Here is a 25,997-nt window from a genome sequence, read left to right as displayed (position 1 = left end):
CAGCAGGTGATGTCGCTCGTGGTTTCCAACATCAAACCGGGCCAGGCCCGAAGGTCTTGACTATGCGCTTCACCGTCAAAGCAAAGCTTGCCACTGCCTTTGGGGTGGTTCTTCTCCTCTCCATCATTGCGGGCACTGTTGCTTATATTAAGCTCAGCGAGATGGCGAGCACGACCGAGGTCCTGATCGGGGCCGCAGGTCGATCGATCAAGGCCGACGAATTGCAGAAGGATCTCCTGCTGCAAGTCCGCGCTGAAAAGAACGCCATCCTGGCGCAGTCGGATAGCGACGTTGATCGCTATGTGAGCGAGGTCCGCAAGATTCGCGAGGACCTACTCAAGACCAAGGATGAAATCTACGCGACGGCCACCGAAACCGGAAAGAAGATGCTCGACCGGCTCTCGTCGCTCTATGGCAGCGTAAACGCGGCTCAGGATGAGTCGCTCAAATTGGCGCGATCCGACAAGGCGAAGGCTCTGGAGCAGTCGACCGGACCGGTCCGCAAGGCAGTCGCCGAGGCGTCAAAGGGCCTGGAGGATTATGTCGGCTTCCTCAAGAAGCTCATGGATGACCGGGCAGAACAATCAAGGGCGGATAGCAGCCACGCCCAGATGATCCTCATCGCCATCCTCATTGCCTCCTTGGTCATCGGCGCTGCCGCCGCAACCCTGATGGCGCTCAGCATCAGCCGAGCATTGACGAAAGCCGTTGGCTTGGCAAATGCCGTCGCGGTTGGCGATCTCGGCCAGACCATCGACGTCAAGAGCAACGACGAGATCGGCGATCTCGTCAAAGCACTGAATGCCATGACCGCGAATCTCAACGGGACAGCCGCGGTTGCCAACGAGATCGCATTGGGCAATCTGGACGTGGAAGCGAAGCGCTTGTCCGACAAGGACACCCTGGGGATCGCGCTCGAGCGCATGATCAAGAGCCTCAACACCAATGCCCAGGTTGCCAACGAAATCGCCCGCGGCAATCTCACCGTGGAAGCCAAGCGCATCTCCGACAAAGACAAGCTGGGTATCGCTCTCGAGACCATGGTGGAGAAGCTTCGCCAGATCGTCTCGGAAGCAATCACAGCTGCGCAGAATGTCTCGGCCGGCAGTCAGGAGCTTTCGGCGAGCGCCGAGCAGCTCTCGCAGGGCGCGACCGAGCAGGCCTCTTCCGCCGAGGAAGCCTCTTCGTCGATGGAAGAGATGGCTTCGAACGTGAAGCAGAATGCCGACAACGCCAACCAGACCGAGAAGATCGCCGCGCAGTCGGCCAAGGATGCCGAAGCCAGCGGCGTCGCCGTCGGCCGGGCCGTCCAGGCGATGCAGACCATCGCGGAGAAGATCACCATCGTGCAGGAGATCGCGCGTCAGACCGACCTGCTGGCTCTGAACGCGGCGGTCGAAGCCGCGCGTGCCGGCGAGCATGGCAAGGGCTTTGCGGTGGTCGCCTCCGAAGTGCGCAAGCTTGCCGAGCGCAGTCAGGCTGCTGCAGCCGATATCGGCACGCTCTCGACAGAGACCGTGAAAGTCGCCCAGGACGCCGGCGACATGCTGTCGAAGCTGGTGCCCGATATCAAGAAGACGGCCGAGCTGGTCCAGGAAATCACGGCGGCCTGCCGCGAGCAAGATGTCGGCTCCACGCAGATCAACCAGGCGATCCAGCAGCTCGACAAGGTGGGCCAGCAGAACGCCAGCGCCTCAGAGCAGGTGTCCTCGACCTCGGAAGAGCTCGCCTCGCAGGCCGAGCAGCTGCAATCGACCATCTCGTTCTTCCGTATCGAGCAAGCCGAGCGGGGCGAGCGTGCCGCATCCGCGCCGATCGAACGCGCCGTCACCCAGCTCCGCGGCAAGGCAGTGCAGATGCAGGCGACGGAACGTGGCGCGAAGAAACCCGTGCCCAGGTCAGCTCGCGCGATCAAGGTCGCCAACGGCGGTGGCTTTGCTTTCGACATGCACGACAGCGAAGACGATCGCGACGCCGAATTTCAGCGCTGACATCAACAACCATCTGACCCCTGGACTTTAGCAATGGCCGCAACCTCGCAATATCTGACCCTCGGGCTCGCCGGCGAGACGTTCGGCATCAGCATTCGCAATGTCCGGGAGATTCTCGACATGCGGCCGATCTCACGTCTGCCGCATGCGCCGAGTTTCCTGCTCGGCATGATCGATGTGCGCGGCGCGGGATATCCGATCGTCGATCTCCGCACCAAGCTCGGCCTTCCGGCGGTCGCAGCCACCGAGGCGACCCGCATCATCATCCTCGACGTGCCGATGAAGGACCGCCTGGTCGGCGTCGGCTTTGTGGCCGACTGCGTGTTCGAGGTTACCGACATCGACGAGCAGGCGATCGAGCCGATCCCCGAGGTCGGCGGCAAGTGGCAGTCGGATTACGCCGCCGGCATCGGCCGCAAGGGCGAGAAATTCGTCGTGATCTTCGATCTCGCCAAGCTGATGGCGAACGACGAGATCCCGGAAGGAAGAGACAAGGCCGCGGATGCGTCCCGCGCGGCCTGATATTTGGAACAGAGCGTAGTCTGGCGTAAGCACATCAATTTTGAACCAATGAGACCTGTCATGAGATTCACGGTCAAGGCCAAGCTCGCGAGCGCGTTCGGCCTCGTCATTCTCCTCTCCATGATCGCCGGCGGCGTCGCCTATCTGAAGCTGAATGAGACGGTCCTCACGACCGAACATTTGTCGGCCAGAGCGGCTCGCCTCGCCGAGGTGGCTGACATGCAGGCGAGCGTCCTGCTTCAGGTGCGGGCCGAGAAGAATGCGATCCTTGCGGCGAGCGAGGCCGATCAGGACCGCTTCGCAGGCCAGATCGCCGAGCTCCGCGAGCATGTGATTAAGATCAAAGACGAGGCTTACAACGGGGCCAGCGAAGCCGGCCGGAAGATGCTCGATGCGTTTGGAGCCGCCTATGCCAACGCAAACACGGTGCAAGATCAGACCATCAAGATGATCCGGCAGGACAGGGCAAAGGCGACCGACCATTCCATGAACGATGGCCTCAAGGCCACGACGGTGGCACTGAACGCCGCGAACGACTACATTAATTATGTCAAGAAAGCGATGGCCGAGGAGAGCGAGCAGGCGCGCCAAGAGGGCAGCCGTGCCGAGCTGATGCTGCTCAGCCTCGTGATCGCCTCGCTCATGATTGCCGCCGTGGCCGCGATATGGATCGCGCTCAGCATCAGCCGCGCGCTGAGCAGCGCGGTCGGACTTGCCGATGCGGTTGCGATTGGAGACCTCAGCCGCAAGATCGACGCCACCAGCAATGACGAGATCGGCGATCTCATCAAGTCGCTCAACGGAATGACCAAGAACCTGAATGCCACTGCGGCGGTGGCCAACGAGATTGCCCAGGGCAATTTGACGATTGAAGCCAAGCCACTGTCGGACAAGGACACCCTCGGCCTCGCGCTCGAGAGCATGGTGGAGAAGCTCCGCCAGATTGTGTCGGAAGCTCTCACCGCGGCGCAGAACGTCTCGGCCGGCAGCCAGGAATTGTCGGCAAGCGCCGAGCAGCTGTCGCAGGGGGCGACCGAGCAGGCCTCGTCGGCCGAGGAAGCCTCCTCCTCGATGGAAGAGATGGCCTCGAACGTGAAGCAGAACGCCGACAATGCCAACCAGACCGAGAAGATCGCAGCGCAGTCGGCGAAGGATGCCGAGGCCAGCGGTGCTGCGGTCGGCCGCGCCGTCAACGCGATGCAGACCATCGCCGAGAAGATTACCATCGTGCAGGAGATCGCGCGTCAGACCGATCTGCTCGCGCTGAATGCCGCGGTCGAGGCCGCGCGCGCCGGCGAGCACGGCAAGGGCTTTGCAGTGGTGGCTTCCGAGGTGCGCAAGCTCGCCGAGCGCAGCCAGGCAGCCGCCGCCGAGATCGGCACGCTGTCGGCCGACACGGTCAAGGTCGCGCAGGAAGCTGGTGTGATGTTGTCCAAGCTCGTTCCTGACATCAAGAAGACGGCTGAGCTGGTCGAGGAGATCACCGCCGCGTGCCGCGAGCAGGATGTCGGATCCTCGCAGATCAACCAGGCGATCCAGCAGCTCGACAAGGTCGGGCAGCAGAACGCCAGCGCCTCCGAGCAGGTGTCCTCGACCTCGGAAGAGCTGGCCTCACAGGCCGAACAGCTTCAGTCGACGATCGCTTATTTCCGCATCGATCGCGCTAGCAAGAGCCAGGCGCCGGCGTCGATCGATCGGGCCGTCACTCAGCTCCGCGCCAAGGCTGCGACCATGGCAGCGGTCGAGCGTCCCGCCAGGAAGCCGCAGGCGAAGCCTGCGCGCGCCGTGAAGGTCGCGGGCGGCGGCGGCTTTGCTTTCGATATGCACGAAGGTGAGGATGATCGGGACGCTGATTTTCAGCGTTGAGGGTTTTCGGGGCAGGTTCGCCCAGGCGTGGGCCTGCCTTCTTTTGTCGTAACCGCGTAGGATTCCAGATGGCCCCGATGGCCCGATATTCACTGCATGCGGGCCTTCGGGGCCGGGGCTGGCGGCCATGATGCCCGCCATGCAGGATACGGCTGTGCATCTGTCGGACCGCCATTTCCGCACCATTGCCGAACTGATCGAGGGTCAGGTCGGCATCAAGCTGCCGCAGGGCAAGCGGCTGATGCTGGAGGGGCGCCTGCACAAGCGTGTGCGCGCGCTGAACTTCTCCGATCTCAACGAATATGTCGAGAACCTGTTCGAAGCCGATCATTTCGACACCGAGCTCACCCATCTGATCGATGTCGTGACCACCAACAAGACCGACTTCTTTCGCGAGCCGCAGCATTTCACCTTCATGCGGGAGGTCGCCATCCCCGCGCTTCTCAGGTCGCACGGCTGCAAGAATGCGAATCTGAAAGTCTGGAGCTCGGCGAGCTCGACCGGCATGGAAGCCTACACGGTTGCCATGGTGCTGGACGACATGACGCGAGCCGGATCGAAGTTTCAGTATCGCATCCTGGGAACCGACATCTCGACCGCGGTGCTGCGCCTCGCCAAGACCGCGATCTACACCCGCGACGTGCTCGCGCCGGTGCCGGAACCGTTCGTGAAGCGGTACTTCCTGTCGTCGCGCGACAAGTCGCGCGGCGAAGTGCGGGTGGCGCCCGAACTGCGCCGCATGACGCATTTCATGCGGATGAACCTGATGGATTCATCCTATCCCGTCGACCGAGACGTCGACATGATCTTCTGCCGCAATGTGCTGATCTATTTCGACAAGCCGACGCAGCGCAAGGTTGTCGAACAGCTTTGCAGTCATTTGCGGCCGGGCGGGTATTTGCTGGTGGGACACTCCGAGTCGATGATCCACAGTTCCGTTCCGGGCCTGAAGCAGGTTCAGCCGACCATTTTTCAGGTTTGATCGGGAGCACTTTGCAACATGCCGAGGGAGAAAGTTCGCGTACTGATCGTGGACGATTCGGCGTCGGTGCGCCAAATCCTGCAGACGATCCTGAACGATGATCCTGAGATCGAGGTGATGGCGACGGCGTCCGATCCGTTCGTTGCGGCACGGCGCCTTCAGGACGAAATCCCCGACGTCATGATCCTCGACCTCGAGATGCCGCGGATGGACGGCATGACCTTTCTGCGCAAGATCATGGCACAGCGTCCGATCCCGGTCATTATCTGCTCTTCGCTGACCGAAGAAGGCTCGAACGTGATGTTCGAGGCGTTCGAGGCCGGCGCGGTCGACATCGTGCCCAAGCCGAAGATCGACACGAGGCAGGCGCTGCTCGAATGTTCGACGCGCCTGCGCGAGGCGGTCAAGTCGGCGGCGCGTGCCCGCGTACGTCCGCGCGCAGAGCGACGCGTGATCGAGAAGAAGCTGACGGCCGATGCCATCATCCCGCCGCCGGTGCAAGGGAAGGTTCGGCCGACCACGGAGCGCATCGTGTGTATCGGTGCGTCGACTGGAGGAACCGAGGCGCTCAATGACGTCCTCGAAATGCTGCCGGCGCACAGTCCTCCGATTCTTGTCGTTCAGCATATGCCGGCGGGCTTCACCGCTGCGTTCGCCAAGCGCCTCGACAGCATTTGCCAGATCCGCGTCAAGGAGGCGGAGGATCGTGAGCCGGTATTGCCTGGCTGCGCCTACATTGCTCCAGGCGCCCGCCACATGCTGCTCCAGCGTGTCGGCCTGCGCTACCAGATCGCGATCAAGGACGGTCCTCCGGTGTCCAGACATCGCCCGTCGGTCGACGTGTTGTTCCGATCGGCAGCCCAGCATGCCGGCGCCAACGCGCTCGGGGTCATCATGACCGGCATGGGCGATGACGGCGCGCGTGGCATGCTGGAGATGCGCAAGCTCGGTGCCTCGACCCGCGCGCAGGACGAAGAGAGCTGCGTGGTGTTCGGCATGCCCAAGGAAGCCATCGCTCACGGCGGTGTCGAGAAAGTGGTCGCGCTGCATCACATTCCGCGCGAGATCATGCAGTGGTATCAGGCCGGACATCCGGCGGTGGCGGGTTGATGGCGATGACCGCCAATCCCGCCAGCAATTTGACGGATGCGATTGCCGCGGTCGAAGGCGTCTCGTCGCGCATCGAGGACGTCTTTGCGCGCGTCGGTCATGATCTCGGTCGCGGCCACATCATCTTCAAGGAGCTGAATCAAGGGCTCGCGTCTCTCTCCGGAGAACTCTCCGGCACCGAGATCGAAGGCGCTGCGACCGCGCTTCAGGAGATCGGTGCGCGGCTGAGCGAGCTTGCGCGCGCGCTTCCGGCCGAGAGCGCGCTGCTCGCGATGATCGGCAAGAGCACGACCGAGGCGTCCGCGCTGCTGAAGCCGCTGTTCAAGCACATCCAGATGATCACCATCATCGCACGCAGCGCACGGATCGAGGCGGCATCGCTCGATGGCGATCGCGAGGGTTTTCTCGCCTTCACGCAAGAAGCCTACGATCTCGGCAAGGCTGTGCAGGGCTCGATCGAAGGCTGCGCGCGGGACCAGCAGCGTCTGTCGGAAGCGGTCGCCACAGCATCCGGCCGGCAGAAGGAGTTCGAGAACCGCTACGGCGATCAGCTGGCCGCCGAGAGCGCCGAGCTTGGCGCGGCCTATTCCGGCCTGCGCGACCAGCGCGGCAAGAGCAGCCATCTCGCCGAACTCGCGAGCGCCAGCACGCGGAAGATCGCCGATGCGGTCGGCAGCGCGATCATCTCCTTGCAGGCCGGCGACAGCACGCGACAACGCCTCGAACACATCTGCCACGGCCTGCCTCTCTCCTCGGGCTCGGCGCCGAGCCTCGTTCCCGGGCCGGTCGCAAGCGAAGACGGCGCGCACGCGATCTGCAAGCTGCAGGCGGCCCAGCTCAGGGACGCCCAGCGCGAATTCGGCGGCGACATCGGCCAGATCATCCGGGCGCTGTCGGCGATCCTGAATGATGCGGGGAGCGTCGTCGGTCACGGCCGCTCGCTGTTCGGCGGTGAGAACGGCTCCTCATCGTCGTTCCTCGCCCGCATCAAGCAGACGCTGGCCCATGCCTCGACCCTGATCGCCACTTGCGAGAGCGCAGGCCGTTCGGTCGACGAGGCACTGGCGGTTGTCGAGGATACGCTGGCGAAATTCCGCCAGGCCATCGCAGGTCTCGCCGAAGCCACGGTCGATATCACGCTGATCGGTATGAACGCGGGCCTCAAGGCAAGCCATCTCGGCAGCCGCGGCAGCGCTTTCGTCGTCATCGCCAACGAGCTCAAGGCGACGGCTGACCAGGTCTCGGCAGGCGCCAGACGCTTGCGACCGGTCCTCGACGGTATCGAGCAGTCGGCCAACGAGCTGAAAGAGCTCCGCGTCCAGGGCGATCCCGCCCAGCTCGCCAAGCTCGAGCCGCAGATCCTCCAGGCGTTGCGCGAGGTCGAAGCCGGCAACGAACGGCTCGGCAAGCTGATGACCCGCCTCGTCGACGAAGGTGCCGAGTTCGAGGGGCTGATGAATTCGGCGCAAGGCCTGATGAGCTCGCTTGGCGACAGCTCTGTGACGCTGCCCGCGGTCGCCGTACGCCTTGAGACCGCAAGCGCAGGCACGCATCGTCCGCAGCCGCAGGACGAGATGCTGCTCGACGATCTGTTCGCGCGCTACACGATGGAGCGCGAGCGCGACGTCCACCGCGAATTCCTGCGATCGCTCGGGCTTTCATCGACTGCTGCCGTACGCCGGGTCGAGGCGGTCGCGTCGGCGGATGACGGCATCGAACTGTTTTGAGCCTGCCGCCGACGCTTGCGCAGCGGCGTGGGCAATTTGACGAGTTGACTTTGCAGTGCATTAACCGTGGCGGAATCCGCGCCGCATCGGTCATTGTCGCGCCCCAGAATTGGTCGCAAATACGTTCGAATTTTACGGCGGATGTTCTTCATGCTGAGAGACGGCAAATACGCGGCCTGGTTCAGGACCTCACGTGGTCAGGGCACAGGCCTCGTCGAGTTGGTCGACGGACGAATCTCGGGCAGCGACAGCTTCTTCACCTACGGTGGCTCCTATCAGGTCGACCAGCAGCGCTTCACGGCTGTTCTGACCGTGAGACGGCATACTGAGGGCAATCCGAGCGTGTTCGGTCCTGACGAGGTCGATGTCGATCTGGCCGGCACGTGCCGCGGCGCGATGGCGACCTGCTCGGGGACGGCGAGGGAGGTGCCCGAGATCGAGTTCGAGGCGACGCTGATCTACAGCCAGGAGGAAGCCGTTCCAGTCGACACCAAATGCGCGATCGTGAAGCTCAATGCCGACAAATTGCCCAAGGGGCTCGACAGCCGGTCGCGCCCGCGGCCTCCATTCGCGTCCTCCAGATCTCCTGCGTCCTGACATTAACAGCGCTTTAGCTTTGCGTTGACGCTGTTCACGCGAAAGCATGTGGCCACCGCACTGCGGCAAGAGTGCTTTTAGATGTGAAATCTAGGTTGAGGCTCATAACAGAAGAAGGACAGGGATATGCCTCAGATCTGGATGACTTATGATGAACTCGCGACGCTAAGCGGCTGCAGTGCTGCCGAAGCCAGGCTGCAGGCGCTACAGATGTCGCTCGACCGCCGCAAGAGCCGCGATGGAAACACCCGCGTCAAGCTGGACTTCGCCTTGATGAGCCGGTTCTTCGAGACCATTCGCAACGCCGAATTCGGTCCTGATGAGGCGATCTCGGCACTGCGCGCTACGCACCGGCAGATGTCCCGCGGCATCAGCTCCGACCAAGAGAGCTTCAGGCGCGGCGTGGCGTAAGTCCGCCGCTTCGGCGGCGGTCGGCTCCGTTCGAATCAGGCATAATCGAGCAGCCGGAATCTGGTTACGACCTCGGGTGTATCACACCGGAACAAGTCGAGACCGCCGGGATCCGGGCGGGAGGACCAGCTAAGCCGTACGTCGCGCTCGCGATATGAGCCGACGTCGCGCGCGTCAGGACGGTGGTCTGGGCAGGAAAGCCAGAATGGTCTGGGCGAGCATGACGCCGACGATGCCGCCGGCCGCCTTTTGCAGCACGTCGATGAGCCGCGGATCGCGGTCCGGCACGATCGCCTGCAAGATCTCGAGCCCGATGGCGACGGCGATCACGAATGCACAAGCCAGCCTGAAGCGTCCCGGCAGCAGGAAGGACAGCAGGAAGCCGAGCAGGCAATAGGCGCTGAAGCGCTCGATGACGACGACCCAATAGGCCTCTGCATGGCCCACCAGCACGGGCCTGCCCGCAAGCGTGGCCAGCGTGGCATAGACGATCAGCGCAAGGCAGATGGCCGCAGCTGCGATGAGATGATTTCGGCGCATTGCGGCATCATAGCCGCTCGACCGGCACGCGCTCTCAAAAGCGGAGAACATCGTTAAGGGGCGCACATCGGCGACCAGCGCCTTCTTGTCGCCGATGTCCCCGACTGCGTCGCCGCCGAACTGCTCGACGCGGAAGCATCAGCTTCGAATCCCGCGAGGCAATCATGTCTGCCCGGTCGACCCAGCCCTGTTGAATTCGAGCGTCCCAGAATAGGCCGAGCAGATCACCAAGGGGCGGGTAAAGCGTCAGACGTGGCGACGCAAATGCCATCTCACGCTGACGGGACTGAGCCGGCGAGGCCGGGCTCTAATTTGCCGGCTGTTCGGCCTGGTCACCCACAATCTCCACGCCACGAACAGGCCATTAAGGGCGAACCAGATCGACACCATGATGAGCAAGGAATTTGCCATGATGGCCTCCCGCATTCCTTTGGCGAACAATGCTGGGGCGGGTCGGGAGTTCCGCGCGTCAGAGATGGACCCGTCGTCATCATTGCCCAAATTCGCGTCATCGGCTGGTTGGCCATGGAAGCACGCACAAGGCCGATCGCTTCAGCATGCGGCCGCGCTGCGGCGTTCACCGCCGATTGGAGGACCCTCGCGCCGACGCCATTGAAGGCAGACAGCAAAGGCGCGGCGGGCCCGCGGGACAACGTCGGATACAACCGATGCCGACGGCAATCGCCTGTGGCCACAAATTGCCGCCCGTCCGGCGCAAGGGAGCTAGCCCTTCTTGGCGGCCTTCGATTTCAGCGCCAGGCCGAGACGCAAGGCCATGCGTTTGATCGCGTCGGGTGATCGCCCGAGCTGCTTCGCCGCTTCCTCCAGCGACGTCGAAGACTTGGCCAGCTCCATGAGCCGGCGGTCTTCCTTGAACGACCAGGGCTTCCGCGCCATAACCGAAATGATCCTCCTGCATCGACACAACGACAAAGCCGCCAAGCGGACCCATGTCGCTCGACGGCTTTGCTTGGGTGGGCCGGGCTTTGGGGGAAGCCCAGTGCAGAGATGGATATGCGAACCGCGAGACTTCGCAACAAACAACGCGGATTAAGCTAACCGCTCAACCTTACCGCGATGAAATCGGGGCCGGGCGCTCCGTACAACTCCGGGGTTTTCTTGATGTCGTGCCGATCGGCGCCGGCAATCGTCCTCCGAGCTGGCGTCCGCAGAACCGGCACGCGGGCCCCTGCAAGATCGCTGACGAAATCTGCGTATGCAGTCGGATCGTATCCCGTGTAAGTTGTAATTTCTCGAATCAGGTCAGGCGCTCGCTCGAGCGCGCCATTGGAGATATTGTTCCGTCGCTCGATGTTGCGTGCCGCGCCGACTCAAAATTCGTTGAAGTTCAATGTCGTGACGGAGCTCGCCTGCACGTCAGGCGCTTCTTGCCTGCATTGGTCACGAGATCGTCGAATTCGTTCGGCTATGATCGCGCGAACGATACGAATAGAAGAAGATCGAGATGCTTCAAAAAACACTATCTGCCAAGCCTTTGACGAAGATGAGAGAGCGGGCGTTCGAAGGTGTCTTTCTCGGTGTTGCGCTGGTCGCAATGGCGGGATGGGCCTATTTCGTCATTTTGCTGTCCGTGAGGTTCTTCTTCTGGCTGGTCGGTTGATGCGAACGATCGGGAAGCAAGCACGCTGCTGCCCAAAAATGCCCGTCTGTGACGATAAAATCGGCAGCCGCAATCATGATCTCGACACAACTCGAAGATGAGAATGTTGGCGGGGCCGATGCAGGCGCAGACGCGCGGCGAGCAGAGAGATCTTCGGATGATATGGGTTTCGTTGCTGATTTCGGTCGTTGCCGGCCTGGTGTGTATCGGCTACGCGATGTGTGCGCGGCGAATGAGGTCAGCGCAGAGCATGCGATGCGACGGTAACCTTACCCGGCAGACGAGGGCGCGCCGAACATTGCTCCCCACGCATGTTCTCATCGGGTCGCGCACGGTTGTCGCGGGCATATCCTGTTGATCTGAGCCACCTGTGGATCGCGAAGGAGGTGCGCCATGACCAGCGTGAGGAGCAACAACGCGCCGCGGCGATATTTCGTCGATGCGGTCGGCAGGCGCGTTCTGATCGGTCTTACGCCCGAGGAGACCTTTGAGTTCGAACGGCTCGATAGAGAGCCGAATGAAAGTCGAACCGAAGCAATATGGATCGAGCGCGATTCTCAGCCAGCTCCGGGGGAGCGGCGCTGGTTGGAGCTATATGCCAAACATGAAGATGCATGGAAGGTCTGGATGGCGCAGAGCCGCGTTGATCGGCCTTATCTTTAGCCTTCTGCGGCGCGCCGTCTTGCGAGACGGCGGCCGCCGGCGAAAGGGCGGTCTATCGGCTAGCCGAGGCCGATCCGCTTCTGCTGATAGCCGCGATTGAGAATGGCTTCCCACCATTGCCTGTTGTCGAAGAACCAGCGAACCGTTTTGGTCAGACCGCTTTCGAAATTCTCGTCGGCTCGCCATCCGAGCTCACGCTCGAGCTTTGAAGCATCGATGGCGTAGCGGCGATCGTGGCCGGGGCGGTCGGCGACGAAGGAAATGAGGCCACGCCGGGAGGAGCCCGCCGCGCGCGGTGACATCTCGTCGAGCAGGTCGCAAATGCCTTCCACGACATGCAGGTTGGTTCGCTCGTTTCGGCCGCCGACATTGTACGTCTCGCCGATCGCACCGCGCTCGAGCACGAGGGTGAGCGCCTTGGCGTGGTCCTCGACGTAAAGCCAGTCGCGGATGTTCTGTCCATCGCCGTAAACCGGCAGTTGCTCCCCAGCGAGCCCCTTGATGATGATGTGAGGAATGAGCTTCTCGGGAAAGTGATAGGGCCCGTAATTGTTCGAGCAGTTCGTCACCATCGTCGGAAGGTCATAGGTCTCGCGCCAGGCGCGGACCAGATGGTCGGACGACGCCTTGCTCGCCGAGTAGGGCGAATTGGGCGAATAGGACGTGGTCTCGGTGAAATAGCCGTCCTTGCCGAGCGAGCCGAACACCTCGTCGGTGGAGATGTGAAGGAAGCGAAACTGTGCACGGCGGTCGGGCGTCAGAGTCCGCCAGTATCGCAGCGCTTCCTGCAGCAGCGTGAAGGTGCCGACGATGTTGGTCTGGATGAATTCGCCGGGACCGTCGATCGAACGATCGACATGGCTCTCGGCCGCAAGGTTCATCACTGCGGCGGGTTGATACTTTTCGAACAGCTTGCGCAGCGACGCAGCTTCGCAAATGCATTGCCTCTCGAACGCATAACGCGGATTTGCTTCGGCGCCAGGGATCGACTCGAGGTTCGCCGCATAAGTCAGCTTGTCGATGTTGACGACGCGCGCACGCGTGTCGCGAAGCAGATGACGGACGACTGCGGAGCCGATGAAACCCGCACCGCCCGTGACGAAAATCGTGGAGCCGTCGAAACGCATGGATGATATGCCTCAGTCTTGAGCGGCGAAGGAACGGGCCACCGATTGCAGATATTGGCCATAGCTGCTCTTTGCGGTCTTCTCGGCCACCTTGGTGAAGGCGTCGAGCGAGATGTAACCGCGCCGCAAGGCGATTTCCTCGGGGCAGGCAATGCGCAAGCCCTGGCGCTGCTCCAGGATCTGAACGAAATGACTGGCCTCGACCAGCGACGCGTGCGTGCCGGTGTCGAGCCAGGCAAACCCGCGTCCGAGCACTTCGACGAACAGATCGCCCCGGGCGAGGTAGGCGTTGTTCACGTCGGTGATCTCGATTTCGCCCCGCGCCGACGGCTTGATGCTTGCGGCGATGTCGACGACGCTGTTGTCGTAGAAGTAGAGGCCGGTCACGGCCACATTCGACTTCGGCTGCTTGGGTTTCTCTTCGATCGAGCGCGCGCGGCCGGCATTGTCGAATTCGACCACGCCGTATTGTTCGGGTGAGTTGACGACGTAGCCGAAGATCGTGGCGCCGCTCTCGCGTGCCGCGGCCTTGGCCAGCATTTCCGGAAGCCCGTGGCCGTAGAAGATGTTGTCGCCGAGAACCAGAGCGACAGAATCTGATCCGACGAATTCGCGGCCGACGATGAATGCGTCGGCAAGACCGCGCGGGGTTTCCTGAGTGGCGTATGAGAAGTCGACGCCGATCTCCGACCCGTCGCCGAGCAAGCGCTGGAACAGCGGCTTGTCCTGCGGTGTCGAGATGACGAGAATGTCGCGAATCCCAGCGAGCATCAATGTCGACAGCGGATAGTAGATCATCGGTTTGTCAAAAACCGGCAGCAGCTGCTTCGACACCACAGTCGTGACGGGATAAAGGCGCGAGCCAGTTCCGCCAGCGAGTATAATTCCCTTCATAGGTCCCTCTGGTTTACCGCTCCGAAAATATCAGATAGTGTGCGCTGCACAAGATTGTTGTGTGCGCGGAGCTGAAGTCGCTGGAATGAACGTTATCAAGACAGATCTGCCTGAGGTTTTGATCATCGAGCCGAAGCTATTTGGTGATCAACGCGGCTTTTTCTTGGAGACCTATCAGTTCGAGCGCTACGCGCAGAGCGGGGTTGCACAGCCGTTCGTTCAGGACAATCTGTCACGCTCGCGTTATGGAGTGCTGCGTGGGCTGCACCTACAGAATCCGGGCGCGCAGGGCAAGCTTGTCACGGTGCTCCGCGGTCGGGTCCTTGATGTTGCAGTCGATGTCCGCGTCGGCAGCCCAAATTTTGGGCGCCACGTTGCTGTCGAATTGAATGAGGATAATCGCCGACAATTGTGGGTTCCTCGTGGCTTCGCGCATGGATTTGCCGTTCTCTCCGAGACGGTTGATTTCTTCTACAAATGCGACGCGCTCTACAGCCCGAAAGACGAGATCTCGGTGCGCTGGAACGATCCGGCGATCGGCGTCGATTGGGGTGTTGCAGATCCGTCGCTTTCTGCCAAGGATGCCGACGCGCCCTTGCTCGCGGATGTGAAGAATCTCCCGCGTTACAGAGAGATCTGACATGAAGATCCTACTGACGGGCTCCGCGGGGCAGGTGGGCGGAGCTCTGCTTCCGCTGCTTCGCGAGCGGGCCGATGTCGTGGCGCCGTTGCGGGAACAGTTCGACCTGTCGCGGCCGGATGAGCTTGCTGGCAAGCTGGAGTCGATCAAGCCGGATCTGATCATCAATCCTGCCGCCTACACTGCTGTCGATCGCGCGGAAGAGGAGCGAGAGCTCGCGTTTCGCATCAACGCGGAATCTCCCAGGGCCATCGCCCGATGGGCCGCTCCCCGCGGCGTGCCGCTGGTGCATTTCTCGACTGACTATGTTTTCGACGGCTCCGGCGATCGTCCCTGGCGCGAGGATAGTGCGACGGCGCCGCTATCGATTTATGGTCAAAGCAAGCTCGCCGGCGATCTGGTCATTGCCGAGGCCGGTGCCCTGCATGTGATCGCGCGCACGTCCTGGGTGTACGCTGCAACCGGCGCAAATTTTCTCAAGACAATCGTGCGGCTTGCCGGAGAACGCGAGCAATTGCGCATCGTCGCCGATCAGATCGGTGCGCCGACGAGTGCCAATGCGATTTCACAAGCGGTGGTTGCAATGCTGCCGCGGAGTGACAAAGAGCTTCGCAAGATCTTCGAGGCGCGAGGCGGCGTCGTCAATCTGGTCTGTGCGGGCGAGACCAGCTGGCATGGCTTTGCGACTGCAATCGTTTCTGGGCTGCAATCGAGGGGCGCTAAATTCGCGGTGAAGGAAATTGTTCCGATCCGCTCGGACGAATTTCCCGTGAAGGCGAAGCGGCCGTCCAATTCTCGCCTTGATCTCACGCGGCTGCGCGAGCGGTTCGGCATTGCGCCGCCCAGCTGGCAGCAAGCACTCGATCGGGAGCTGGATGTTCTGAAGGCCACGATCTGAACGCCTGCGCCCGGTTTCTCGGGGCTGCGCCGGAGCACAAGGTTCTGAAGCCTTTAAACTTTGTTAACCATCCAGGGCCCATTTTCCGGTCTGGCGCCTCGAACCGGAAATGCACATGTTTCAGCTCTTCTTGCGGGCCCGCACTCACAATTTCCTGAAGGACCGTTTCGGCGGAGAGCAGACATTCCGTGCCCGTTCGCCGGAGCGCGACGCCGAAACCGATCGCGCGCGGATTGAGGCCATCATGGCTGCAATCGAGGATGCGCTGCATGCGGCGGAGCGGGAGCAGTCCGGCCTGAACCGCCGGGTGGAAGACGTGCTGGCGCGCGCGGCCGTGACTATCGGCAACGGCGATGACGAATATCTCGAGCGCGAGGCGCTGGACAATCACCACCAGGATCTGTTCGACAAGGAAATCCTGAATGGCCAGCGCAGGCTCAAGGAGCTTGGTGCCTCGATCGCCCATTTCAAGTTCCTGAAGGCGGCGATGCTCAGCCGGTTTCCGGAATACCGGCCGCAGGCAGGCCAGACCAACTGAGACCCTGCGCGCAAGGCGCGTTGCTAGATCGCGAGCATGCTGTTGCCCTGAATCGAGAGCAGCGTCAGATTGCCGGTGGCATATGCGCCGGTATCGATATTGGCGCGGTTCTCGAGCAGTTCGGCCTGGCGCACCGGCGTATGGCCGTGAACGACGTATTTCCCGAAGCGCTTCTTGCTTTGGAGAAATTCGTCTCTGATCCAGAGCAGGTCCTGCTCACGCTGCTCGGATAGCGGGATTCCCGGACGAACGCCCGCATGCACGAAGAAGAAGTCACCACAGGTGAATGTCGGCCGTAGCTGGCGCAGGAATGCGATGTGCTGCCGCGGCATCGCGGCGGTGAGCTCGCGCACGAGATCGGACTGTTCGTCCTTGCCGAGATCGGGGCTCGCCGAGATTCCGTAGGACATCAGGGTCTGGACGCCACCGAACTGAAACCAATCGGCCGTGCGCGAGGGATCGTCCAGCACCGAGGTGAAATAGGCCTCGTGATTGCCCTTAAGAAAGACCGTGTTGCGGCGGCGGCTGCGGTCGATCAGCAGATCGAGGGTATGACGCGAATCCGGTCCGCGATCGATGTAATCCCCGAGAAAGACCTCGATCGCACGATAGGGCCGGCTGTTTGCCATATCTGCATCGATGACGGCGAACATCTGCTCAAGCAGATGCGCACAGCCGTGGATGTCGGCGAGGGCGTAAATCCGCACGCCGTTCGGCAGCTTCGGCCGGGGCGAGTTTTGAGTCGGGGTTGTGACCATGGGGTCCAACTCTTGGAGAGAGCTTGGCCCGAGATGTCAATATGCTATCGATCAATTCGGGTCAGCATGAGCGGCTTTTTTTCGTCCATGCCGTGTGAACGCCCATTCGCGCGGCTCTTGCGTCTCCGCGCGGTTTGACGAGGCGTTGATTTGCCCCGCGTGGTCCGGATCAGCCGAAGCTGCGGTGGTCGAACGACGGTGCGGCCTTGGTGCGATACATCGCCGCACGAGCGCGGACCAGCATCGCGCCGCACAGATAGCCGAGCTGGAGCACCGTCGCAAAGACAAGGATCATAACGACCGTGTGAGCCATCCCCTGTCCCTGCCAGGCAGAGACGGCGCCGATCAGCGCTGCACCGAGAATGATGGCGGGAGGCAGGATGAAAAATCGGAATCGGCCTCCAAGCAACGATCCGATCAGCAGGCTAAAAACGGCAACGGTACTCACGGCACAACTCCCCCGAAACTGCCACGAGTGTTAATGGCGCTGACCTAAGGACGGCTTAAGCAACAGGGTTGAACAACCGTTCAAATGCGCGCGTGATGACGTGTAAAATTATCTCGAATTGATGCAAAACGCGCCGCGATGCTCAGTTAAATGTCAGGCCCGTGACAGCAGTTTGAGCATGCACGTATGCGTGCGACGTATTGCAGAAAATCGGTTTGATTTTTTCGTTGCAGTGCCGCAATGTTGCTTTGTTTAGTTAAGACATTCCCCGAGACACATCGACGATTGAATCGATCTCCTTGCAATTCTGGATTGCGAGCGCGTGACGAGGCAGCGAGGATCGGATGGCTGTAGCGACTTATGGTTCGGAAAATTATTATCCGGTTGTATCGAACCGCCGGGGCGCTCTCCAGAGACCTCTCCAAATCGCTCTGATCGCGTGCGACTTCCTCACACTTCTGCTCAGCTACTTTGTGGCGAACGGCTTGTATCGCCTGCTGGTGGCCGAGCAGGATTCATCCGTCGGCGCTGGTCTGGTCGTGGCCGCGGTGTTCGTGATGATCTCGTATCTCCAGGGTATCTATGATCATCACCGTCTCCTGAATACGCTTTGGCAGCTCCGCAAGACGCTCGCGATCTGGGTTATCTCGCTGACCATTCTCGCGGTCGAGGCGTTCCTGCTGAAATCCTCCGCGGATCTGTCGCGGGGCACCACGCTGCTGTTTGCGGCGACCGGCGGAATTGCCCTGGGAGGGCTCCGCGTGCTGTGGCGGATCGCCCTGAACTCGAGCTATGCGAAGGGCCGCCTGGTCGACAGGAAAGTCGTGCTCCTCAGTCTCAAGCCGCTCGACTTTACGTCGAGCCGCTTCAAGGATCTCCGCAAGCACGGCTTCAACGTCGTGCGGCATTTCATGCTTGAGCCCTCTGAAGATGGCGAGGGATGGGACCGTGAGATTCGCGATGTGGTGCGGCAGGCGCGGACCGCGGACGCGGAAGAGTATCTCTTGGTCATCGACTGGGATGAAATGCCGCTGCTGCAGAAGTTGAGCCAGCACTTGCGCGTGGTTCCGCAGCCGATCCGGCTCCTGCCCGATTTTCCGATCGCCGATCTGGTGTCGCGCCCGTTCCAGCCTGTCAGCGGTACTGTCGCAATCGAAATTCAGCGTGCGCCGCTCACCGTGTTCGAGCGCGCGCAGAAGCGCTGCCTCGACATCGGCCTCGCCTCGCTCGCCCTGCTGCTGCTGGCGCCGCTGCTGGTGACGGCCGCGATCATGATCAAGCTCGACTCGGTCGGGAACGTCATCTTCAAGCAGTCTCGACGCGGATTCAACGGCAAGCCATTCGAGATCTGGAAGTTCCGCTCGATGACGGTGGCAGAGAACGGCCACACCGTCACGCAGGCGACGAAGAGCGACGCCCGCGTCACGCGCGTCGGACGCGTGTTGCGCCGGACCAGCATCGACGAGCTGCCGCAACTCTGGAACGTTCTGCGCGGTGAGATGTCCCTGGTCGGACCGCGGCCGCATGCGCTGGCGCACGACAATTACTACGATCCGATGATCAGCAACTACGTCTACCGCCACCATATGAAGCCGGGTCTGACGGGCTGGGCTCAGGTGAATGGCTTCCGCGGCGAAACGCCGACCATTGATCTGATGGAGAAGCGCGTCGAGTACGATGTCTGGTACGTCAGCAACTGGAGCATCTGGCTCGACATCAAGATCATCTTCAAGACGGCCTTGGCGCTGGTCCATCAGGAAGCGTACTGACGGCTCGTTCTTTTCCCCGCCTAGAATATCTGAGGGCCATTGGGTGTCGCGCCAGGCGCGCCCCACAGGCCTTGCCGGGGTCCCTGCAAATCGCAGGCGCTGACCGGCCGATGTTACTCCTGATGCCCTCCGCCAAGTCGTGACGACGCGCCTCGCCGCGAGGAAAGCGCCCGGCTGCTTCAGGTCAGGGAGCTCGAGGTCTCCAGCGAGATGACCTGGTGGACGCAGGGCATTACCGAACGATCTCTATCGAACGATCTTTGCCTTCAAGTCGATTGGAGCGGTCGTCGGCAATGTGATCACGACGGGCGTGGCCCCGATCTGTATCGTCTTCGATGCAGCCTTCTGTTGGCACAATGGGGCGTATTCTGGTTCCGTGCCGTCGGGAAATTCGAGGGTTGCCGAGATTTTTTCTTGCGACGTCCAGGCAATCAGCCGCTTTCCTGCCGAGGTCGTTGCTTCGATGACGGACAGTTCGGGAAGGGGACGCTCAAAACTCATCGAGCTTGCGCTCTTGATGATGCTGATCGCCTCGCGGGCTGAACACGCAGCCGGCTTCGGCGCAAAAGCAAAGTCGTAGAGGCCAAAGTTATCCTCCAGCGCGGCTGGATCATGGCCCTGATCCTTCATTTCGTAGACCCACGCCCCTTTCATCCAGGGTGTGGCCGCCGTCCAGAGCAGGAATTGCGCGATATTGTTTGCCGCTGCCTGCGTCGAGATTGGACACATCTTCGAAGTCGTAGGCCAGCCAACTTCGGTGACGTAGATCGGGATGTTCGATCCGGCCGAATCGAGCAACTGGCGCAGGGTGCTGATTTGCCGGATCGCAGCCGAGGCAGTTCGGTTGGACACCTCGCGCTCGCAATGATTGTAGAGATGGACGGACAGGCCGCTGGCGCCCTCGAGCGCGCCGGAGCGCACGAGCGCCATCGTCCACTTCCAATCGGGATCCATCCCGACAGCTCCGACCAGCACCTGCGCTTTCGGCGCTACGCTGCGTATCCGTGCGAGCGCCTCCTTCGCGAGGGCTGAATAATGGCTCACTGCGCGTGGATCGCTTGGATCGCCTTCGCCGACCAGGAATGGGCGCCCCTGCACGGCGTTCATGTTCCATTCGTTCCAGATCTCGTAGATTGGATTTCGTTTCGCGGTCGCCAGAACGGCCTTCGCCGCAAAGTCGCCAAAGCTCTTTCGGCCGACATCGGCCAGGGGAGGTGCGCCGTCAGGAACGAGAGGATTGGGATGGCCAAGAATGAGTAGCGGCCTTGCCTGAGTTTGATCCAGGAAGTCGAACAATTTGGCGGGTTCGCGGGCGACTTGAGTTGCTGTGTCACCAACCGCAGGACCGGCCTGAAACAGGCTCCAGGCCAGATCGTCTCTGACCGAATCGAAGGCATCGGAACGCAATATCAGCGCAGACTTTTGCGGGGAATAGCCATATTCTCCGCCTATCCCGAAGTGTACGCCAACACCGATGATCGGCCGATCGGCACGTTCGGCCACCGGCTGCTTGCCAATCGAGAAGGATGTCGTTTCATTGGCAGCATAGATTTTGCCGAAGAGCAGACCCGCTGCGATGATCGCGAGTGCCACCCCTCTTTTCGCCGCTTTGGCCATCTTCGTCCTTATTGTGTCAGGTAACGAACGTACATGCGAATTCTCATCGTTTCAGCCTTCTTTCCGCCCTTTGTCCAAGGTGGAGCTGAACTTTCCGCGCGCAATCTGGCGACATGGCTTCATACGAACGGTCATGAGGTCGCCGTTCTGACCACGTCGCCGACTCCCGCGGACGAGGTGAGGGGGAAGATTGTTGACGGTCTCAAAGTCTGGCGCATCCACATGCCTCGGCCGTATCAGGTGTTTGAAGCTGCCCAAAAGTCCGGTCTACAGAAATCAATCTGGCATCTTCAAGACCATTTTGATCCTCGCAACGATCGGATCATGCGTCAGGTCCTCGACGAATTTGCGCCCGACCTGGTCAACATCCACGTTCTGCAGGGTATCGGCTGGAATACCCTCCGCATGATCGGTGGCAGGAACATACCCGTCGTCTTCACGCTTCACGACCTCAGCCTTGCTTGTGTGAGGATGGCGATGTTCAAATCCGGTCGCGAATGCGAGCAGCTATGCGCACCCTGCGCGTTTTCGTCGAGAGCCAAGCTCGCTTTTCTACGCTCGGTGCCACGGCTGGGATTCATCTCGCCTTCGCTCGCGATTCTCCGACGGCTGTCGGCGTTTCAACCGATCCAGGCCTGGCCCCAGGCCCACATCCTGAATCCCAACAAACCGCCGAGTCCGACTGTCGAGACCACTGCATCGAAGGTCGTCCGCTTCCTGTATGTCGGCCGTCTGCATGAATCGAAAGGGGTCTACGTCCTGCTCCAGGCCCTCGAGCCATTGGCGGCGCGCCACGAGTTCAACCTGACCCTGGTGGGCACTGGCCCCAGCGAAGACGATCTCAAGCGGCGCTTTGGCCATCATCGCTGGATCGAGTTCGCCGGACACGTCTCGGTGCAGGAAGTCGCCAATCGCATGGCTCAAAGCGACCTTCTTTTCGTGCCCTCGATATGGTTCGAAAACTCTCCCGGGGTGATCATCGAAGCGCTCGGGCAGGGCCTTCCCGTCATGGGAAGCAATGCCGGTGGAATTCCGGAGCTCGTGATGCACGACAAAAATGGTATCCTTGTGGAGGCAGGCGATGTAAGAGCCTGGGGTGCGGCGATCGAAGGCATTCTCGATCATCCGGAGCGCCTCGAGGCGTACAAGGACAGCGCCGGCGCGGCAATGCAAGAGTTCAATCAGGACACTTTGGGGCGGCGGGTCGTTGCCTTCTACGAGAGCGTGAGGATGCAGCCGGCATGAATTCTTCGATGGAACAGCCGGCGCCCGACGCAACGAGCCGATACAGGCAGGACGACTACGCCGTCGACAATCCGAATTGGCATGAAGAAGATGCGCCATGGAAGGCCGCGCATATCCGGACGATCATCGATCGCAACGGTCTCCAGTGGAGGACGCTGGCCGACATCGGCTGTGGGACAGGTGCAATCCTCGAGATCCTGTCCAGGCAATATCCGCAATCGAGATTGCAGGGATTTGAAGTCTCGCCTTATGCGCACGAATTGTCCCTCAAGCGAGCGTCGGACAATTTGAGCTTCAGCATGGAGGATGCTTTTCAGAGTGGGAAGCAATTCGACCTGACGATGGCGATCGACGTGATCGAGCACGTCGAGAATCCCTTCGAATTCCTCCGGTCGATGGGCAAGATGTCTCGCTGGCAAGTCATTCATGTTCCGCTCGACATGAGTGCCCTCGCGGTCGGCCGCGGTTGGGTGCTGCCCGAAGCCCGTCGTACACTGGGTCATATTCACTATTTCTCGCGGGACAGCGCGCTGTCTCTGATTGCGGAGTCGGGCCTGGAGACGATCGACTTCTTCTACACGGCATGGGCGATCGATCAGTCCTACAAGACCTGGAAGAAGCGGCTCGCCGCATGGCCGCGGCGCCTGGCGTTTCTCGCTGCCCCTGACGCTACGGTCCGGCTTGTCGGCGGATGGTCTCTCATGGTTCTGAGCCGTTCGAAGCTGCCGTAGACCCAGCGAAGCCGCAAGAAGCATGCCTGATGTTTTCATAAACGGTCGCTTTCTCTCGCAGCCCGTCAGCGGCGTTCAGCGATTTGCCGCGGAGATCGTCGAGGCGATCGATCAGTTGATTGATCGGCAGCAGCTGCCCGAACGTCTCCGCGGCGCGAACTGGACTCTCCTTGTGCCTCCGAATGCCGAGGATCGTCTTTCGCTGAAGCACGTCCGCGTCGCCAAGATCGGAAAACGGACGGGGCACGCCTGGGACCAGATCGATCTCGCCATGGCCGCGCGGAGCGGCATTCTCGTCAGCCTCGCCAATTCCGGGCCCGTGCTCCATCGTCGGCATCATATCGTGCTTCATGACGCGCAGGTGTTTCGGCATCCCGAGTTCTTCAGTCGCAGCTATGGATGGTTTCACCGTTGTCTCGGCTGGCTCTATGCCAGGACCGCACGCATCATAACGGTGTCGTATTTTTCCCGGCGAGAGCTCTCCGACGTCCTGAACATTCCGGTCGACGATATCTCGGTTTGTTCAAACAGCGCCGAGCATCTGGCCAGGATTCCGCCCGATGATGCGGTATTGCGCAGGCTCAACCTGGTGCCGGGACGATATTTTCTGGCTGTCGGCTCCAACAAGCGAAACAAGAATATCGAGCTTGTAGCCCGTGCGATAAAATCTCTTCCCAGAGATTACCCATTGGTGATCGTGGGCGGCGTCAATGAGCGGGTCTTTGGCCGCAACGATGCAACGGCCGACGATCGGGTGATCCCGACGGGGCACATCTCGGATGCGTCCATCACGGCCCTGTATAGCCATGCGACGGCGCTGATCTTTCCAAGCCTGTATGAGGGGTTTGGCGTGCCTCCGCTGGAAGCCATGGTGTTCGGATGTCCCGTCATCGTGTCGGACATTGCGGTGCTGCGCGAAGTTTGCGGGGATGCAGCCGAATATTGCAGTTCGACCGATCCCGAACATCTGGCTCGTTTGATGCGGGAGCGGATCGAAAAGGGAGCGCTGTCTGAAGCCGAGCTCGCCCGCCAGTTGGCGCAGAGGTCGCGGTATACGTGGATCTCGTCGGCTCAGGCGTTGGTCGATTCCCTATAGAGCATGATCCGGAAGAGCGCGCAGCGGTTTTCCCGATCATGCTCAAACGATAACCTGAAGCGCGATGACGGTTCATCTTCATCGCATCGCACTTTAGTCCGGCGAGGACGCCGGCACGTTGCGGTCCGCAATACCCTGCGATCTTCCGTGAAAGCCTGAGGCCATTGTTTTGGCCCCGCTCGCGAGGAATAACTTCTGCATCCAGGCCGCCTTCATCAGTGGGGCTTCGATCAGGCGATGGAAGAGGATGGCGATCATCTGGCAGATCGCGACAATGACCACGAAATACAGAGCGCGTGGCGCTGCGATGGTTGCGTTGAGTTTGACCGCAACCTTCACCAGCAGCGAGATCAGCGGATAATGAAGAAGGTAGAGGGCGTATGACGCAGCCCCCGCCTCCTCCAGCGGAGCAATTTTCCGATTCAGCAATGGCATGGAGCATGCGCCGTGGATAATTCCGGCGGCGCCCAGCCCGAACAGCAGGAGTTCGCCGTTTGGAGGAATCCGCTTCGATATGGCGAAATAGAAGGTCACCGCGAAGATGACCAGCCCGGCGACCAGAAAATAGGGACCGCCGGCAGAATGTCCGCGTATGTAGAGCCACGCGATACCGACTCCACACAGAAACAGCACATGGTTGTTGTTGAAGATGAAGTCGATCAGCCAACCCTTGTCGTCGAACAGGGCGAGCGGGAGGCCGATGAAGCCCCAGGTCAGCAGAAGCCAGGACCCGATTCTCCGATTCCAGAGAAAGCAGGCGAACAGGGCGTAGAAGAGAATTTCATGGCGGAGCGTCCATTCCGTGGCCAGGATCACCTCTTCCTTTGCCGGCAAGATCAGCAGCGACAAGGCGACGTCGGCGTTGCTCGGCGCTCTTGTTGCGAAGCCGAGAAACGACAGGATGATCAGGGGAACGAGGACGATCCAGAGCGACGGATAGATGCGACGGAATCGCTTGGCCGCAAATCGCGCGACCATGCTGCCGTCAGCCTCGGAATCGCGATGATGCGCCAGGTAAATAACGAAGCCGCTCAGAACGAAGAAAAGTTGAACGCCCGAGTGGCCGGCCTTGAACAGCGGAAACGTGCTGACGCCGAAATATTTTGGCAGCACCATGGTCACTTCGCAATGGTAGGCAACGACGAGCAACGCTGCGACGGCCCTGACCCAGTTCAGCTGTAGCAGCTGTCCTCGCCGCGGCGCCGGGACACCCTCTTTCGAAAGCTCGTACGTCATGAAGGGTCGCTCCCCCGGTCAAGTCGCGGCGTGACGATACCGAACACCTAGTGCCCAGCCTTGCGCCCGATGATTCTGCCGACGCCCGGTGGCCGGAAGAGCGGGACCGTAAACCGGGACCGGAACAGGAACAGGCTGTGAATGTGGGTCCTGCCGGCAAATGTGAGGGGGCCGGCAGCGCTTGATCGTTGATGGTCATGGACCAGCTTGGCCCCGGGCATGCCTTTGATCTTGTATCCCGCCCGCCAGAGGCGGGCGCAGAGATCAACATCCTCCATGTACAGGAAATAGCTCTCGTCCATTCCCCGTATTTCCTCGAATGCGGAGCGCCTGACGACAAAGCCGGTCCCCATCACCCATTCAGCGTCAAACGGCTTGCCGGTCTCCCAGGCGTCCATCATCAGGTGGCTCTTGGCACGCTGAGGCACCATCGCTCCGATCCAATCCACACGCCGGGCGAGGACGTCGAACACCGAGTAAAAGCGGCGAGCCGAATACTGACGGCTGCCGTCGGGATTGACCAAATCCATCCCGACCAGAGCGGTGTCAGGGCTCCGCTCCATGAAGTCGACGACGGACGCGACGCTGTTGAATTCGAAATAAGTGTCCGGATTGAGGATAAGAAGATAGTCGGCAGTCGTCTTCGCCACGCCCAGATTTACACCGGCGCCAAACCCGCCATTGCGGTCGGCAGCGATGGTCTGGATGTCGGGCAGAGCCTCGCGAATCTCCTTGAGCGAATTGTCGCCGGAACAATTGTCGACGACCAGCACACCATCCCGGTCCACCACGCGATGCTCCAGCATCGACTTTATGCAGCGAATGGTCAGTTGAGGAGTTCTGAAGTTGACGATGATCGCCTGGAGCTTACTCGGGCAGCTCATTGAGCGAAATTCCTGCAGAGTGAGAACTGTAGCAAGTCATCGATCCGGTCGGAGCAATCTCGAATGGACGGACACGTCATGCCGAC

Annotated in this window: 26 protein-coding genes; 17 read left to right on the top strand and 9 right to left on the bottom strand. The window is 61.0% G+C overall.

Features of this window, described 5'->3' with window-relative positions:
• The first annotated feature begins 62 nt into the window (after nt 1-62).
• From XH89_RS30305 to XH89_RS30270, 8 genes are all read left to right on the top strand, one after another.
• A complete protein-coding gene (locus XH89_RS30305) occupies nt 63-1,991 on the top strand; it encodes a methyl-accepting chemotaxis protein (RefSeq protein ID WP_194464007.1) in 1,929 nt (642 codons plus the stop codon).
• A 33-nt stretch (nt 1,992-2,024) separates the two neighbouring features.
• Entirely contained in the window at nt 2,025-2,513 is a 489-nt protein-coding gene (locus XH89_RS30300) for a chemotaxis protein CheW (RefSeq protein ID WP_194464006.1), read from the top strand.
• A 60-nt stretch (nt 2,514-2,573) separates the two neighbouring features.
• Entirely contained in the window at nt 2,574-4,379 is a 1,806-nt protein-coding gene (locus tag XH89_RS30295; RefSeq protein WP_194464005.1) for a methyl-accepting chemotaxis protein, read from the top strand.
• Nucleotides 4,380-4,506: 127 nt separating this feature from the next.
• Nucleotides 4,507-5,361 carry a protein-glutamate O-methyltransferase CheR gene (locus XH89_RS30290; RefSeq protein ID WP_194464004.1) on the top strand — a complete coding sequence of 285 codons (855 nt, stop codon included), beginning with the start codon at nt 4,507-4,509 and terminating at the stop codon, nt 5,359-5,361.
• Nucleotides 5,362-5,379: 18 nt separating this feature from the next.
• Nucleotides 5,380-6,471 (top strand): chemotaxis response regulator protein-glutamate methylesterase, encoded by a 1,092-nt coding sequence (locus XH89_RS30285; RefSeq protein ID WP_194464003.1) that lies wholly within the window; start codon nt 5,380-5,382, stop codon nt 6,469-6,471.
• 5 nt (nt 6,472-6,476) lie between these two features.
• Nucleotides 6,477-8,198, top strand: coding sequence for a chemotaxis protein (locus XH89_RS30280; protein WP_194468679.1), 1,722 nt, complete (start codon nt 6,477-6,479; stop codon nt 8,196-8,198).
• A 150-nt stretch (nt 8,199-8,348) separates the two neighbouring features.
• Nucleotides 8,349-8,795 carry a hypothetical protein gene (locus XH89_RS30275; protein ID WP_194464002.1) on the top strand — a complete coding sequence of 149 codons (447 nt, stop codon included), beginning with the start codon at nt 8,349-8,351 and terminating at the stop codon, nt 8,793-8,795.
• Between the two features lie 126 nt (nt 8,796-8,921).
• On the top strand, nt 8,922-9,206 hold the full coding sequence (locus XH89_RS30270; RefSeq protein ID WP_194464001.1) for a hypothetical protein: 285 nt from the start codon (nt 8,922-8,924) through the stop codon (nt 9,204-9,206).
• Between the two features lie 174 nt (nt 9,207-9,380).
• On the opposite strand, the gene XH89_RS30265 is transcribed toward XH89_RS30270, so the two are convergent.
• Together XH89_RS30265 and XH89_RS30260 are read right to left on the bottom strand one after the other, a co-directional pair.
• Nucleotides 9,381-9,746 (bottom strand): VanZ family protein, encoded by a 366-nt coding sequence (locus tag XH89_RS30265; RefSeq protein WP_194464000.1) that lies wholly within the window; start codon nt 9,744-9,746, stop codon nt 9,381-9,383.
• Nucleotides 9,747-10,469: 723 nt separating this feature from the next.
• A complete protein-coding gene (locus tag XH89_RS30260; RefSeq protein ID WP_188097628.1) occupies nt 10,470-10,643 on the bottom strand; it encodes a hypothetical protein in 174 nt (57 codons plus the stop codon).
• Between the two features lie 568 nt (nt 10,644-11,211).
• On the opposite strand from XH89_RS30260, the gene XH89_RS30255 reads away from it, so the two are divergent.
• On the top strand, nt 11,212-11,367 hold the full coding sequence (locus XH89_RS30255; protein ID WP_194463999.1) for a hypothetical protein: 156 nt from the start codon (nt 11,212-11,214) through the stop codon (nt 11,365-11,367).
• 393 nt (nt 11,368-11,760) lie between these two features.
• A complete protein-coding gene (locus XH89_RS30250) occupies nt 11,761-12,030 on the top strand; it encodes a hypothetical protein (protein ID WP_194463998.1) in 270 nt (89 codons plus the stop codon).
• 59 nt (nt 12,031-12,089) lie between these two features.
• Here the strand turns inward: XH89_RS30250 and rfbB are convergent, their stop codons facing one another.
• Both rfbB and rfbA read right to left on the bottom strand, forming a co-directional pair.
• A complete protein-coding gene (gene rfbB / locus XH89_RS30245; RefSeq protein ID WP_194463997.1) occupies nt 12,090-13,157 on the bottom strand; it encodes a dTDP-glucose 4,6-dehydratase in 1,068 nt (355 codons plus the stop codon).
• A 12-nt stretch (nt 13,158-13,169) separates the two neighbouring features.
• Nucleotides 13,170-14,051 carry a glucose-1-phosphate thymidylyltransferase RfbA gene (gene rfbA, locus XH89_RS30240; protein ID WP_194463996.1) on the bottom strand — a complete coding sequence of 294 codons (882 nt, stop codon included), beginning with the start codon at nt 14,049-14,051 and terminating at the stop codon, nt 13,170-13,172.
• Nucleotides 14,052-14,136: 85 nt separating this feature from the next.
• Between rfbA and rfbC the strand changes: the two genes are divergently transcribed.
• The 3 genes from rfbC to XH89_RS30225 all read left to right on the top strand — a co-directional run bounded on the left by rfbC (nt 14,137) and on the right by XH89_RS30225 (nt 16,127).
• Nucleotides 14,137-14,691: a dTDP-4-dehydrorhamnose 3,5-epimerase gene (rfbC, locus tag XH89_RS30235; protein WP_194463995.1), complete on the top strand. Its 555-nt coding sequence runs from the start codon at nt 14,137-14,139 to the stop codon at nt 14,689-14,691.
• 1 nt (nt 14,692) lies between these two features.
• Nucleotides 14,693-15,589: a dTDP-4-dehydrorhamnose reductase gene (rfbD, locus tag XH89_RS30230; protein WP_194463994.1), complete on the top strand. Its 897-nt coding sequence runs from the start codon at nt 14,693-14,695 to the stop codon at nt 15,587-15,589.
• 115 nt (nt 15,590-15,704) lie between these two features.
• Complete coding sequence (locus tag XH89_RS30225; RefSeq protein WP_194463993.1) at nt 15,705-16,127, top strand: hypothetical protein; 423 nt, start codon at nt 15,705-15,707, stop codon at nt 16,125-16,127.
• 23 nt (nt 16,128-16,150) lie between these two features.
• Here the strand turns inward: XH89_RS30225 and XH89_RS30220 are convergent, their stop codons facing one another.
• Together XH89_RS30220 and XH89_RS30215 are read right to left on the bottom strand one after the other, a co-directional pair.
• A complete protein-coding gene (locus tag XH89_RS30220; RefSeq protein ID WP_194463992.1) occupies nt 16,151-16,885 on the bottom strand; it encodes a metallophosphoesterase family protein in 735 nt (244 codons plus the stop codon).
• A 169-nt stretch (nt 16,886-17,054) separates the two neighbouring features.
• Nucleotides 17,055-17,333 (bottom strand): hypothetical protein, encoded by a 279-nt coding sequence (locus XH89_RS30215; RefSeq protein ID WP_194463991.1) that lies wholly within the window; start codon nt 17,331-17,333, stop codon nt 17,055-17,057.
• Between the two features lie 344 nt (nt 17,334-17,677).
• On the opposite strand from XH89_RS30215, the gene XH89_RS30210 reads away from it, so the two are divergent.
• Nucleotides 17,678-19,102, top strand: coding sequence for an undecaprenyl-phosphate glucose phosphotransferase (locus XH89_RS30210; RefSeq protein WP_371825184.1), 1,425 nt, complete (start codon nt 17,678-17,680; stop codon nt 19,100-19,102).
• 246 nt (nt 19,103-19,348) lie between these two features.
• Here XH89_RS30210 and XH89_RS30205 read toward each other — a convergent pair whose 3' ends face one another.
• Complete coding sequence (locus XH89_RS30205; RefSeq protein WP_194463990.1) at nt 19,349-20,719, bottom strand: hypothetical protein; 1,371 nt, start codon at nt 20,717-20,719, stop codon at nt 19,349-19,351.
• 33 nt (nt 20,720-20,752) lie between these two features.
• On the opposite strand from XH89_RS30205, the gene XH89_RS30200 reads away from it, so the two are divergent.
• From XH89_RS30200 to XH89_RS30190, 3 genes are read left to right on the top strand one after another with little or no spacing between them, the layout of a single operon-like run.
• Nucleotides 20,753-21,964: a glycosyltransferase family 4 protein gene (locus XH89_RS30200; RefSeq protein ID WP_194463989.1), complete on the top strand. Its 1,212-nt coding sequence runs from the start codon at nt 20,753-20,755 to the stop codon at nt 21,962-21,964.
• A complete protein-coding gene (locus XH89_RS30195; RefSeq protein ID WP_194463988.1) occupies nt 21,961-22,695 on the top strand; it encodes a bifunctional 2-polyprenyl-6-hydroxyphenol methylase/3-demethylubiquinol 3-O-methyltransferase UbiG in 735 nt (244 codons plus the stop codon). The genes XH89_RS30200 and XH89_RS30195 overlap by 4 nt, the downstream gene beginning before the upstream one ends.
• Nucleotides 22,696-22,717: 22 nt before the next feature.
• Nucleotides 22,718-23,791, top strand: a complete 1,074-nt coding sequence (locus XH89_RS30190; RefSeq protein ID WP_194463987.1) for a glycosyltransferase family 1 protein — start codon at nt 22,718-22,720, stop codon at nt 23,789-23,791.
• Between the two features lie 93 nt (nt 23,792-23,884).
• Here the strand turns inward: XH89_RS30190 and XH89_RS30185 are convergent, their stop codons facing one another.
• Together XH89_RS30185 and XH89_RS30180 are read right to left on the bottom strand one after the other, a co-directional pair.
• Nucleotides 23,885-25,027, bottom strand: coding sequence for an acyltransferase (locus tag XH89_RS30185; RefSeq protein ID WP_194463986.1), 1,143 nt, complete (start codon nt 25,025-25,027; stop codon nt 23,885-23,887).
• Nucleotides 25,028-25,074: 47 nt separating this feature from the next.
• The gene (locus XH89_RS30180; protein ID WP_371825183.1) at nt 25,075-25,833 is read right to left on the bottom strand and encodes a glycosyltransferase family 2 protein; all 759 of its coding nucleotides are present in this window, start codon (nt 25,831-25,833) and stop codon (nt 25,075-25,077) included.
• Between the last annotated feature and the right edge of the window lie 164 nt (nt 25,834-25,997).

The organism is Bradyrhizobium sp. CCBAU 53340 (assembly GCF_015291645.1).
Lineage (GTDB): Bacteria > Pseudomonadota > Alphaproteobacteria > Rhizobiales > Xanthobacteraceae > Bradyrhizobium.
This window is presented reverse-complemented; position numbering and strand designations above follow the sequence as displayed.